This is a genomic window from Aliiroseovarius lamellibrachiae (assembly GCF_018599245.1).
In the GTDB taxonomy this organism is placed as follows: domain Bacteria; phylum Pseudomonadota; class Alphaproteobacteria; order Rhodobacterales; family Rhodobacteraceae; genus Aliiroseovarius; species Aliiroseovarius lamellibrachiae.
In genome coordinates this window covers 198,957-210,694 of the sequence record NZ_JAHEVJ010000003.1, presented here as the reverse complement: position 1 = coordinate 210,694, position 11,738 = coordinate 198,957, and the positions used below count along the sequence as shown (strand labels likewise).

Annotated in this window: 12 protein-coding genes; all 12 read right to left on the bottom strand. The window is 57.6% G+C overall.

What is annotated here, in order from left to right; all coding sequences use genetic code 11:
- Positions 1-166: 166 nt before the first annotated feature.
- The 12 genes from KKW20_RS06865 to KKW20_RS06810 all read right to left on the bottom strand — a co-directional run bounded on the left by KKW20_RS06865 (position 167) and on the right by KKW20_RS06810 (position 11,688).
- A complete protein-coding gene (locus tag KKW20_RS06865) occupies positions 167-868 on the bottom strand; it encodes a glutamine amidotransferase-related protein (protein WP_214567133.1) in 702 nt (233 codons plus the stop codon).
- A 242-nt stretch (positions 869-1,110) separates the two neighbouring features.
- Positions 1,111-1,842, bottom strand: coding sequence for a hypothetical protein (locus KKW20_RS06860; RefSeq protein WP_214567132.1), 732 nt, complete (start codon positions 1,840-1,842; stop codon positions 1,111-1,113).
- A gap of 199 nt (positions 1,843-2,041) precedes the next feature.
- Positions 2,042-3,958, bottom strand: coding sequence for an ATP-dependent zinc metalloprotease FtsH (gene ftsH / locus KKW20_RS06855; RefSeq protein ID WP_214567131.1), 1,917 nt, complete (start codon positions 3,956-3,958; stop codon positions 2,042-2,044).
- 76 nt (positions 3,959-4,034) lie between these two features.
- Positions 4,035-5,303 carry a tRNA lysidine(34) synthetase TilS gene (gene tilS, locus KKW20_RS06850; RefSeq protein WP_343207559.1) on the bottom strand — a complete coding sequence of 423 codons (1,269 nt, stop codon included), beginning with the start codon at positions 5,301-5,303 and terminating at the stop codon, positions 4,035-4,037.
- Positions 5,294-6,127 carry a tol-pal system protein YbgF gene (ybgF, locus tag KKW20_RS06845; protein ID WP_214567130.1) on the bottom strand — a complete coding sequence of 278 codons (834 nt, stop codon included), beginning with the start codon at positions 6,125-6,127 and terminating at the stop codon, positions 5,294-5,296. The genes tilS and ybgF overlap by 10 nt, the downstream gene beginning before the upstream one ends.
- A 156-nt stretch (positions 6,128-6,283) precedes the next feature.
- Positions 6,284-6,796: a peptidoglycan-associated lipoprotein Pal gene (gene pal / locus KKW20_RS06840; protein WP_214567129.1), complete on the bottom strand. Its 513-nt coding sequence runs from the start codon at positions 6,794-6,796 to the stop codon at positions 6,284-6,286.
- Between the two features lie 147 nt (positions 6,797-6,943).
- On the bottom strand, positions 6,944-8,281 hold the full coding sequence (tolB, locus tag KKW20_RS06835; protein WP_425514257.1) for a Tol-Pal system beta propeller repeat protein TolB: 1,338 nt from the start codon (positions 8,279-8,281) through the stop codon (positions 6,944-6,946).
- Positions 8,278-9,315: an energy transducer TonB gene (locus tag KKW20_RS06830; RefSeq protein ID WP_214567128.1), complete on the bottom strand. Its 1,038-nt coding sequence runs from the start codon at positions 9,313-9,315 to the stop codon at positions 8,278-8,280. The genes tolB and KKW20_RS06830 overlap by 4 nt, the downstream gene beginning before the upstream one ends.
- 6 nt (positions 9,316-9,321) lie before the next feature.
- Positions 9,322-9,795 carry a protein TolR gene (gene tolR / locus KKW20_RS06825; RefSeq protein WP_214567127.1) on the bottom strand — a complete coding sequence of 158 codons (474 nt, stop codon included), beginning with the start codon at positions 9,793-9,795 and terminating at the stop codon, positions 9,322-9,324.
- Between the two features lies 1 nt (position 9,796).
- A complete protein-coding gene (gene tolQ / locus KKW20_RS06820) occupies positions 9,797-10,492 on the bottom strand; it encodes a protein TolQ (protein WP_214567126.1) in 696 nt (231 codons plus the stop codon).
- A 109-nt stretch (positions 10,493-10,601) separates the two neighbouring features.
- Positions 10,602-10,985: a tol-pal system-associated acyl-CoA thioesterase gene (ybgC, locus tag KKW20_RS06815; protein WP_214567125.1), complete on the bottom strand. Its 384-nt coding sequence runs from the start codon at positions 10,983-10,985 to the stop codon at positions 10,602-10,604.
- Between the two features lie 91 nt (positions 10,986-11,076).
- Entirely contained in the window at positions 11,077-11,688 is a 612-nt protein-coding gene (locus tag KKW20_RS06810; RefSeq protein ID WP_214567124.1) for a hypothetical protein, read from the bottom strand.
- Positions 11,689-11,738 lie beyond the last annotated feature (50 nt).

Sequence of the window (11,738 nt, the reverse complement as noted above, 5' to 3'; positions counted from 1 at the left end):
GTTTGCGCTACCGCTGTTTCGTGCTGATTGGCGACTGCGAGTCGCCGGACCTTGCCCCAGCAGCTCCGTGATTTCGGGGATACGTCAGAAATTATAAAGGCAAGCCTTGAGGGGTTTCGTCAAGCGCGCCAGACGTGTGTGCCAGCCTTGCGCGCCAGCTCATGCTTTAGCCCGCTAAAAACTGTGCCGCCCATCGGCCAAAAAGGGCTCCGTCATGGCCAGTGTCAATCTCTGCCAAGGCGGCGTCACAGATCGCTTGGCCAACCTTATCCTCAACCAGCGCGACATAGCCCCGCATATACTCGGCCGAAAACTCCGGGTGGTATTGCATGGAAAGGACGTGATTTCCCTTTTCGGTCAATGTGTTGGGGCACTTCACAGATCCAGCCAACACCCGCATCCCATCCGGCAGCTCAACAACCTGTTGGAAATTCCCGGCAAAAAGCGACAGCGTCTCGCGTTCTGGAACCATCCATTCCCGCGCTGCGCCAATGGCAATCTGTGGGGCGCCAAGGTTCACCTCTCGCGGCTCCACCCGTCCCCCCAACGCCGTGGCAATGGCTTGATGCCCAAAACAGATCCCCAAAAGCTTGGTTTTCGCGGCGTCCATTTTACGGATGTGTTCAAAAAGCGTTTCCATCCACGGCAAGTCATCCGACACATTCGCCACGGACCCGGTCACAACCACAGCATCAAACGCGGTTGGATCGTCGGGGAACACACCCGTTGTCACATCAAAATGCTCAAACACCGCTTTGGGCAAATGCGGCGACAACACTGTCTCTAGCATTTGCGCATAGTTTGGGAACTGCGCCTTTAACACGCTGTCATCGGTGCAGGTCAGATAGATGGCGATACGACGGTGCATTTGAATGTCCTTTGGGTGAGGCAACTGACAGTCATCTGGCCCGCCGTTCGGCGCGCCTTATCGTCAGTGCGCGGCGATTAGCACCCCAACGCGCACCGATCAAATCAAATCGAAAGCGGTTCCCGTTTTCATAGGTGCATCTGCTATCGCTTTTCGCGTTTGAGCGGCGCGAAAGACAATGAACAAGCGAGACCTGTGAATGAAAATGCTCTGGCGATCCCCAGCACGCACCCCCGCTCAGATTAGGGCAATGCAATCGTAAATTCTGCGCCAAGCGTGCCCTCGTCCCAATCGAAAATGGCCGAATGCTGCCCCTCGGAGGTGTCAAAGAACAACACCGCTTTTCCTCCCCCCAATGGTTGAACCCTTGGCGCGCGGATCAGCCCAGACAGAATGCGTTTTGCACCCTGCCCGTCTGGGCCAATCGCCAGAACGCTTATCTCATCAGAAGGCGACAGGCGTTTATCCCCCGAGGTGTCCTGATCAATAAAAGACACAAAATGTCCAAGCGCCACGGGCTTTTGCGCCAAAAGGCTGGCGTTTTCATGCCGCGACGTGAAGAGGGTTTCAACATGGGTGATCAACTGATCCTGTGTCGGAAACAGCCATTGAATGGTCCCAGTGTTAAGGTCGTAAAACCCGGTGTTCAACACCGATCCTTTGCTGCCCTTGGATGAAAAACCCAGATCATATTCTTGTTCCGTATTCAGGCTGACGCGAAACAGCTTGGCCCCAGCCACCCGCCCGTCAATCGAAATGGATCGCAGTTCGACAATTGTCTCATCGGCCGGATCCACATTGACCACATCGGTAACATGGCGCGGACCAAAGACGTCTTTTCCCAAAAACTGCCAAAACAGGGTGACAGCCGCCAGCACCAAAATGGCCGCAATCGCGAGCGCATTCACACGCCAAATGAATTTGAAAAATTTATTGTCGTCCAAAAAAATGCCCGCCGCGTCATGAAAATTCATCTGTTCCGGCCAAGTATACCCTCCGTAGATGTGTGGTTCAACTCAGCTTGCAAGAGGTGTTGCCAGGGCATTTTGACCACGAAACTGCGGCCGGGGTGGGTCACTTTGGGGGTATCCCCCGGTCGAAGATCCCCGATAAAAAAAGCCCCCAGTCAAAAGACACGGGGGCTTTCATAATCGATTGTGACACAGGGGGATTTTATGCTGTGGGTTCCGGTTCCATGTCACCATCCCCAGACGGCTTGGCCTTGGGTTTGGTTTTCGGAATTGCCGTTACCGACGACGTGCCTTCATCCGGCGTGTCATCCTCATCGTCGCCTTTTTGGGGCGGTTCACCATCCATCACACGTTGGATTTCAGCGCCCGTCAGGGTTTCATACTCAAGAAGACCCTCCGCCAAACGCTCCCACTCGTTTTGGTTTTCAGACAAGATTTTAAACGCCGTGTCATACCCATTCTGGATAAAGCGCTTCACCTCATCCTCGATCAGCTCTTTGGTGTTGGCTGACACGGAAAACCCGGCGGTATTGCCCGAATACCCTTCGGCGGCTTCGGCGTAATCAATGTTGCCGACCTTGTCCGACATGCCCCAGCGCATCACCATCGCGCGCGCCAAGCCTGACGCCTGCTGGATGTCACCAGCCGGGCCGTTCGAGACATTGTCTTCACCGTATTTGATGATTTCGGCCGCTTTGCCCGCCATCGTCATCGCCAGCTTTTCTTCGCATTCCGACCGGTGCCAGTTCAAACGATCAATCTCTGGCAAAGACACAACCATCCCCAGCGCACCACCGCGCGGAATGATCGTCGCCTTATAGACCGGATCACATTGCGGCAACTTCAGACCAACCACAGCGTGGCCCGCTTCGTGATAAGCCGTCTTTTCCTTTTGATCATCGGTGAGAACCATCGAGCGCCGTTCGGCCCCCATCATCACCTTGTCTTTGGCGTTCTCGAAATCTTCCATCGTCACAAAACGCCGCCCCACACGGGCCGCCATCAACGCCGCTTCGTTCACGAGGTTGGCCAGATCCGCACCGGAAAATCCAGGTGTCCCACGGGCAATGATCCGCATGTCTGCATCAGGGCCAAGCGGCACTTTGCGCGCATGCACGCCCAAAATCTTCTCACGACCTTTGATGTCTGGGTTCGGCACGGTGACCTGACGGTCAAACCGCCCCGGACGCAACAGCGCCGGGTCCAGCACGTCACGACGGTTGGTCGCGGCCAGAATGATCACACCTTCGTTGGCTTCAAAGCCGTCCATCTCAACCAAAAGCTGGTTCAGCGTCTGCTCACGTTCATCGTTGCCACCGCCATACCCGGCCCCGCGCGAGCGGCCCACGGCGTCGATCTCATCAATAAACACGATACAGGGTGCGTTCTTTTTGGCCTGCTCAAACATGTCGCGAACCCGGCTTGCACCGACACCCACAAACATTTCCACAAAATCCGACCCGGAAATGGTGAAGAAGGGCACGCCCGCCTCGCCCGCAATCGCACGCGCCAGCAAGGTTTTACCGGTGCCGGGAGGGCCAACAAGCAAAGCGCCTTTGGGAATGGTGCCGCCAAGACGCGAGAATTTTTGCGGGTTGCGCAAAAACTCGACAATCTCTTCCAACTCTTCCTTGGCTTCATCAATGCCCGCCACATCATCAAAGGTCACACGACCCTCGCGTTCGGTCAGCATCTTGGCTTTGGATTTGCCAAAGCCCATCGCGCCGCCTTTGCCACCGCCTTGCATCCGGTTCATCATAAAGAACCAAAAGCCGATCAGCAAAAGCACCGGCAACAGCAGGGTCAGCAGGCTCATGACGCTTGATTGTTGCTGCGGCTCGGCCTTCACCTCAACACCTTTGTCCAGCAAACGATTGGTAATCGCAGCATCGCCGGGAACAATGGTTTGGTAAAGTTTACCATCGGCCCCCTGATACGACAGCGTCTCGCCATCTAGCGTGGCCGTTTGCACCTGCCCTGCATCCACAGCAGCCACAAATTCAGAATAGCTCACGCTGGACGAAGCCATGCTGCTCTGCCCGTTTGAAAACAGGTTGAACAGGGTCAGGATCAGCAAAAACAGCACAATCCAAAAAGCGAAATTTCTCGCGTTGCCCAAGGGGGATCTCCTTTAATGCCTTTGACGCTGGGTCGAATAAGCGCCAGTCCTTAAAATAGGGATCATGCCGCTATGTTCAATGCGTTAAAAAGGACGCGGCGAAATCATTTTGCTCTGGGCGCGTTTCTAGCCGCCAAATGTCGCTTTCTTGGGCAATTGGGGCCGCAATCACGCAAGATTGATGCCAAACGGCGGGGGTGACCATCAGGGTTTGGCGCGGAATACCGCCCGCGCGCCAGTCTTTCAGCTGTGAAATCCCCTCGCCCAAGGCGCGAATCTCTCGCGTTTTGTCTGTGGTCGGCCCGTCTGTGGTCGGCCCGTCAGCCCCCTTGATGCGCCAACGGCCATCCCACAGCGCATTTGGCGCGGCCACCAAACCCGCAACCGCAGACAATTCCCGCGTGACGCGCAGACCGGTTTTGTGACGCCACAAAAGACAGCCGTGCAACGTGGCCGCCTGCCCGTCCAATGCTTCCTCAATGGCGCGGGTCAACGTGGCCCGGCGCGGGCGATAGGTGGCACCCGACACAAATCCAAGTGCGCCCGCCACAAGGCGGTCGCGTGTTTCCAGCGGCAAATCCATCAAACCCTCGGGGTCGATCACAACATCGCCCGCCTCAATATGACACAAGACTTTGGCCGCCAGATGGGCCGCGCGTTCCAACACGGCGCGCGCCTCTGACATGGCCGTCGCTGTGGTGACCAAACGATCCGCCGTTAGCCCAAGATCCGCCAGATCCCCCATCGCCTGACGCATCTGAACCCGGTCAAATTTGGGATCGAAGTTTGAGGGATCCTCGCACCACGCAACATGTCGCGCCCGCAACAGATCGCGAAGCCCCTCGCGCCGTTGTGTCAAAACCGGCCGCAGCCACCGCATGCCCTGCCCGCGCCAATCCGCGCGCATCGCCGACAGCCCGTCCACGCCAGACCCGCGTGCCAGCCGCAACAAAAACGTCTCGGCCTGATCATCATGGGTGTGCCCAAGCGCAACCGCATCGATCCCCAAGCCGTGCGCCTTTTGCGCCAACAATCCATAGCGCGCCTGACGGGCCGCATCCTGCAAATTGCCCTGCCCGTCCCAATCATCCCATGTAAGAATATGGTGGTCCACGCCCAAACGGGCGCAAAGCTGAGCGACCACTTCTGCCTCAGCTTTCGCACCATCGCGCAACCCGTGATCCACAGTCAGCGCGGTGATTTTTCTGCCGGTATCCTGCGCCCAATCCTGGGCCAGCAGCAACAAGGCCGTGGAATCACTGCCCCCCGACACCGCAATGCCAAGGTGGCCCATGTCACCTTCCGCATCCGCCCGCGTTAAAAACGGCGCAAGCGTCAGTTGCACCCCAACCGTCCGCGCTCGGCTTCGGCGTCTGTCACAGTGGGATTGCCGGGAAAGCGTTTACCAACCTCGGACAGGGTCACGCAGGCCTCGGACGTTTGGCCCAAAGCGCCCAAAGACTGCCCCAAGCGAAACAACGCATCTGGCGCGGAAGGCCCATCCGGCGCACCTGAAAAGGCATTCAGATACGCGCGCGCTGCGGATTTCGTTTCGCCCGCGCCGACAAGGGCCTCGCCACGCTGAAAATGCGCCTGCGCGGTCATTGGACCACCTGGATAAGCGTCGATAAACGCCGCAAACATCCGGTCAGCCTCTGCAAAATCACCGGCCTCAAGGGCCGCTGCTGCCGCCTCAAAATCCGCTTGCTCTCCTATGGCCAACTGACCACCGGTTTCCGGCGCCGGAGCTGGCGTCACAGCGATTGGCGCCTCCGGCATCTCGCCACCAAGGGTGGTGGTTTCGCCTAGGGTCGAGATATCTCCGCCCTCAAGCTCCACCAAACGAAACTCAAGATTGGCAATCCGGTTGGTGCCGTCTTTGACGATTTGGTTCAGCCGGAAATCAAGCTGTTCGGTCAGCCCCGTGAGGCGGGCAAGCTCGCCTTCGATGGCGGACAGGCGTTGGGTCGGGGATCCCGCACCGGTGTTGGTAGACGCCCCGCCAGTTGTCGACAGTTCCGTCTTAAGCTGTTGAATTTCCACATAGAGAAGCGACAGTTCCTGGCGCACATCCGCCAAGGACTGCGCCCGATCTTGCGCAGGCGCGACGCTAGGCACCACCATGGCAATGGCCAATCCCAAAGCCGCCCCAATAAACTTCGCACGCATCACGCTCTCCTTATGCGCAAATTCGGTTTTCGCGAAATACCAGAAAACTAGTTTTCTAGTTTTCTAGTTTTCTAGTTTTCTAGTTTTCTAGTTTTCTAGTTTTCTAGTTTTCTAGTTTTCTAGTTTTCTAGTTTTCACAGAACCCCGTCAATCTAATCAGCTCGTCAACCCGCTTGCCGCCAAAACTGTCACCGCCCGACGGTTGCGCGAATAACAAGTCTCGTCCGAGCAAATCTCAAGCGGGCGTTCTTTGCCATAGCTTACGGTTTTCAAACGGTTTGGTGCCACACCACGTTCAATCAGGAAATTCTGCACGGCCGAGGCGCGGCGTGCGCCAAGAGCGAGGTTGTATTCCCGCGTGCCCTGCTCGTCCGCGTGACCTTCGATCACGGCGGTAAACGCGGGGTTTTCCATCAACCACGCCGATTGTTTGGTCAGCAAATCAATGCCTTCCGGGCTTAAGGACGATTGATCCACCGCAAACAGCACGCGGTCGCCAATGGTTTGTTGGAAATAGGCGGGCGATGTGGGGTCAGATGCGCTACCGGGCACAATCGCGCCCGCACCCGCGTCTGCGCCAAATCCGTTGCCGGCATTCATCGGGCTTTTGGAACACCCCGCAACCGCAAGCACCCCCACAAGAACCGCTGTCAGAGCATATGATTTCATGGTTTTCGTCCTGTATCCTGTCAGACGCAACCGCGCCTTTGTTAAACTATTTTCAAGCTCGTTTTTGCAAGCTTAGCAGATCGCGCAGCCCTTGGGAAATCCCACAAATCACATCACATCATCCCGGCCCAAAGCCGCCCAAACGCCCTATTTCAACAGCGGAGACCACGCCGGATCCGAAGCCGGCCCATCGGTCACAACCCGGCGTAAATTGCGCCCGGAAATATCAACAGAGTAAAGCGCGGGGGCGCCATCCGCCCCTTGGCTTTCGCGGGTGAACATGATCACACGTCCGTTGGGCGACCAGCTTGGCCCTTCGTCCAGGAACGACGCCGTCAGCAGGCGTTCTTCTGATCCATCCGTGCGCATCACGCCAATGTGAAACCGGCCCGCGTTTTGCTTGGTAAACGCAATCAGATCGCCGCGAGGCGACCAAACGGGGGTGCCATAGCGCCCCGGCCCAAAGGAAATCCGCCGCGCCTCGCCGCCATTTGCGGACATGATATAAAGCTGCTGCGTGCCAGAGCGGTCGCTTTCAAACACGATATACTGCCCATCGGGGGAATAGCTTGGCGCGGTTTCAATCGACGGGGCCGAGGTCAAGCGCTGCTCGCCCCCGCCATTCACATTCATGGTGAAAATGTCAGTGTTGCCGCCCGCCGACAATGAATAGACAACCCGCGTGCCATCAGGCGAAAAGCGCGGCGCAAAGGACATTTCGCCTTCTTTTGAGGTCAATGCCCGACGGCCCACGCTGGCCACATCCAAGACATAGACCTGCGGGAAACCGGTCTCATAGCTGGTGTAAAGCACCTTGTCGCCCGTGGGGGAAAAGCGCGGCGCCAGCACCAGCGACGAGCTGTCAGTCAAATACTGAACATTTGCGCCGTCAAAATCCATGATGCCAAGACGCTTGCGGCGCGCGTTTTTCGGCCCACTTTCAGAGACAAACACCACGCGACTGTCGAAATAGCCGGTCTCGCCGGTGATCCGCGAATAGACGATATCAGCCACTTTATGCGCCATGCGACGCCAAGATGACGCCGATCCGCCGAACTGAAGACCTTCGCCCAGTTGCTGGCCGGAAAAGACGTCAAACACCCGAAATTTGACGGTCAGATTGCCACCAGACTGGCTGACCGCCCCGGTGATCAGCGCCTGTGCATTAATCGCCCGCCAATCTTCATAAGCCACCGGGCTTGCGAAACTGGTGATGCTTGAGATGTAAGCAGAGCTGGGAACCTCGCGAAAAAGCCCCGTGCCCGCAAGATCCGCCGCCACAAGACGCGCAATATTGCTGGCATAGTTACCTGCACCCCCCCCATCGTCCTGAAACGCCGGGACCGCAAAGGGCAATGGTTCAATCACCCCATCGGTGATCTCAATCCGCAGCGGCCCTTCGGCCATCGCAGTGGGGGCCATCAGGGGGGACAGGGCGGTCAGCCCCGCAAAAAGCGCGTAACCCAAAAGCTGTTTCAGTCTCATTTGATCCTCATCTTATCCGGGTTGAAGGTCATCTCGATTTGGCGCCACTGGCCGTATTTCTCGGCAGGCAGATCATAGCCTGAACGCCCGCAAATCAAAACCGCACGGCGCGCGGCCTGAAAGGCGGTGTTGGCGGCCCCTTGGCTGGGGCCATCCCAGCTTTGCAGCGCGATATTGGTTGGTTTGCCGTTTCGGTCCATATCCACCAGAACCACAACGGTTGTGCGCAACGCGTCGGACGACGTGCTGCCCAGGTTCCAGCATTGCTTGACCGCAAGGCGCAGCCCCTCTTTTTCGCCGCGCGACATGGGCGGGCCTTCGGGGATGTTTTGATCTGGGACGTCCTGCGTGCCACCAGCCACCGCGTCACTCACCGCGTTTGCCACCGCATTTGCGGCAGAGTTTGCAGGCGGCGTGGGCGTCTCAGGCGTTGCAGGTTCCGCCACAACAGGCGGCGTTGGACGATCGGGGCGCGCGGGTGGGCGCACCGATTTCGTGGGGGCTGCGGTCTCGGTCGCCTCGGTTACAATCTCGGTGGTTGCGGCCTCTGGCGCGGTTGGGGTCACCTCTTCGGGCGCAGCTGTGGTTGCCTCTGGCGAGGGTGTCGGTGTTTCCACCACCTCGGGCGCCACCTCAACCTGTGGCTCAGGTTCTGGCGCGGGCTCCGGGGCCACACGCGGCACGTCCTGCGGGGCAGGTTCGGGTGCTGGCGGTTCAGGTGCTGGCGGTTCTGGGGTCGGCTCGGGTGTGGGTTCAGGGTCCGGTACGGGTTCTGGACGTGCCGGGGGAACAGGCGCAACCTCAGGGGCCGCAGGTGCGGGCTCTGGGATAGGTTCTGGGGCGGGCGCCTCATCTGGCGCGTCCGACTGAGGTTTCGGGGCCGTCAGCGCCGCAAACTCATCTTCTGAAATCATCGACACTTCTGACACGCGCAAAGGCACATCGTCGCGCGACCAGCTTATGAGCCCGCCGATAACAAGCCACAGGAACAACAGCCCGTGACCGATGCCAGAAATGTATAACCCTGTGCGCATAAGGGCTTAGCCCCCATCCAACGCGGGTCCGCCACCATCGGTGACCATACCAATATTATTGAACCCAGCGGCATTCAGCGCGCCCATCACGGTGGCAATTGCCTCCCATGCCACGGTGCCATCCGCGCGCAGGTAAACCTTGTCGTCCGAGCGTTCAGCCGCAATGGCGCGCAATTTGCCAATCAGCTCGTCGCGCGCAATTTCGGTGGTTTGCAACATCACCACACCGTTCGCATCAATGGTCACGGTCAGCGGTTCCTCTTCTGACGCGGGCAAAGCGGCGGCGGCGGTTTTGGGCAATTCAACCGGCACGCCAACCACCATCAACGGGGCGGCAACCATGAAGATAATCAACAGCACCAGCATAACGTCCACGAAGGGCGTGATGTTAATCTCGGCCATGACCTTGCGGTGCTTGCCCCGGCGTCTGCCCCGGCGAGCGCGGCGATCAGCGCCGCCTTGTTGTTGAGCGGCCCCCATATCAGCTGTCCAACTGTCGGCTGAGGATGGTGGCAAATTCGTCGGCAAAAGCCTCGTAACCCGCTAAAATATTGTCGCTGTCCACGGAGAGCTTGTTGTAAAACACCGCCGCCGGGATCGCGGCCAAAAGGCCCAGGCCCGTCGCCATCAGCGCCTCGGCAATGCCCGGTGCCACCACGGCCAGATTGGTGTTCTGGCTCGCGGCAATCTCAATAAATGCATTCATAATGCCCATAACGGTCCCAAAGAGGCCAACAAAGGGCGCGGTAGAGGCGACCGTGGCCAGAAAGGACAGACCCTTGTTCAGCGCCTCGCCCTCTTTGGCGATCGCCACATCCATCGACCGGTCAATCCGCGAACTGGCATTGGCAATCAGCCCGCCGTCCGCCCGGTGACTGCGCCGCCATTCGATCATGCCCGCTGCGAACACCTTTTCGGCGGCCGCTTCCGGGGTTGGGCCCACTTGATCAAACAGTTCATCCAGCGGCTCGCCGGACCAGAACTTGCGATCAAACGCCGCTGCTGCCGCCCGCGTCGTGCGGTACGCGATCAACTTGGTGATGATAATCGCCCACGACCAGAACGATGCGGCAATCAACAAGATCACCACAAGCTTCACTGTCAGGGTTGCGCGAAGAAAAAGGGCCAAAAAGGAGAAATCAATCTCCGCAGCCGCTGCGAGCGTTTCAGTTTCCATATCTCTGCCTCTGTACCGCCACCTCTTTGGGCAGCTGTTTTGAGGCCAAATTACCCGAATGACACGGGGAAAGCTATAAAAACCGCATCATTTCCCGGATTTCGCCGCTTTAGTTCATCAAGCGGCGGAAATTTGCCGGTAGCCGCGCGGGCGCACCGCCCTCGCCAATGCAAACAATGGTGACTTCAGCCTTAAAAAGAACCTCGCTGTCGCGTGTCACCACCTGATCCAGCACCAAACGCGCGCCGGTCACGTGTTTGATAGAGGTTGTAACAGTCAGGTCATCGTCAAACTGCGCAGGCGCCAGATAATCCGCCTCAACCCGGCGCACGGCAAACACCTGCCCGTCGTCGCGCATCGCGTTTTGATCAATGCCAATCTCACGCACCCAATCAGACCGCGCCCGCTCAACATAGCGCAGGTAATTGGCGTAATAAACAATGCCCGCCATATCGGTGTCTTCGTAATAAACGCGGATGGGGAATTGGTGCATGGTGATTTGGTCCTGCGGCCTCAAATATGTTTTGTCTTCGGCAGCTTAGAGTGCAAAGTTGGTTCTGTGAACCGTTATGGAGTCACAAACCTTACGGGCTCTGACAGGACAAGACCGTCTCATTACCTATCTGCTTTATTATTTTTTCAAGGGCATCCGGCGTCAATTCGGATACATTTAGCACAAGCAAACGATCACTATACTCGTTCCACTTTTTGCAAATAACATCCTTTGTCACGACGTGGGCGAGTTCGGATACACCCGGCTCACTGGACGCGGAAAAGCGTGCCCCAACAGGCATAAGGCACTTGGCGAAATCTGTTGCGACTTGGGCTTTTTGCCTTAAGCGCAAATCGGGTTGTTCCTGACGCCCCACTGCCCCCTGCAATTCCGCTTGATACGACAACAGCGTTCCAAGTTGTGCAGCTTGCACCACGGTATAAACCACTATCTGCATCGCTTCAGGGCTAAGAGATTGTGCCTCAGTTTCTGAGCCATCTGCTTGCTTTTGAATAATACGTTGGATGCTGTCAGGAAAGTATTCATCGTACGAATTGGCTTCTCTGGGGCAAACTTGCTGTGCATTCCTCCACATGCCTGCCCCGAGATCATGGGCTGACGACACCTCCGCATCCGCAGCGATATGGGCCGATAAAAATATCAGCGCCGCCAAAAGTGCGGCGTCTCTGAATGCTTTCATCATCGAAAATCTCATTTTGTTGACTAAATTCGCACATGACGGACAGCAATCGA

Coding starts and splice junctions, on each gene's coding strand:
- ybgF (WP_214567130.1), bottom strand. CDS start 6,127: ATGCGTGCGAAGTTTATTGGGGCGGCTTTGGGATTGGCCATTGCCATG.
- KKW20_RS06830 (WP_214567128.1), bottom strand. CDS start 9,315: ATGCGCACAGGGTTATACATTTCTGGCATCGGTCACGGGCTGTTGTTC.
- KKW20_RS06810 (WP_214567124.1), bottom strand. CDS start 11,688: ATGATGAAAGCATTCAGAGACGCCGCACTTTTGGCGGCGCTGATATTT.
- pal (WP_214567129.1), bottom strand. CDS start 6,796: ATGAAATCATATGCTCTGACAGCGGTTCTTGTGGGGGTGCTTGCGGTT.
- tolB (WP_425514257.1), bottom strand. CDS start 8,281: ATGAGACTGAAACAGCTTTTGGGTTACGCGCTTTTTGCGGGGCTGACC.
- KKW20_RS06860 (WP_214567132.1), bottom strand. CDS start 1,842: ATGAATTTTCATGACGCGGCGGGCATTTTTTTGGACGACAATAAATTT.
- KKW20_RS06865 (WP_214567133.1), bottom strand. CDS start 868: ATGCACCGTCGTATCGCCATCTATCTGACCTGCACCGATGACAGCGTG.
- tolQ (WP_214567126.1), bottom strand. CDS start 10,492: ATGGAAACTGAAACGCTCGCAGCGGCTGCGGAGATTGATTTCTCCTTT.
- tolR (WP_214567127.1), bottom strand. CDS start 9,795: ATGGGGGCCGCTCAACAACAAGGCGGCGCTGATCGCCGCGCTCGCCGG.
- ybgC (WP_214567125.1), bottom strand. CDS start 10,985: ATGCACCAATTCCCCATCCGCGTTTATTACGAAGACACCGATATGGCG.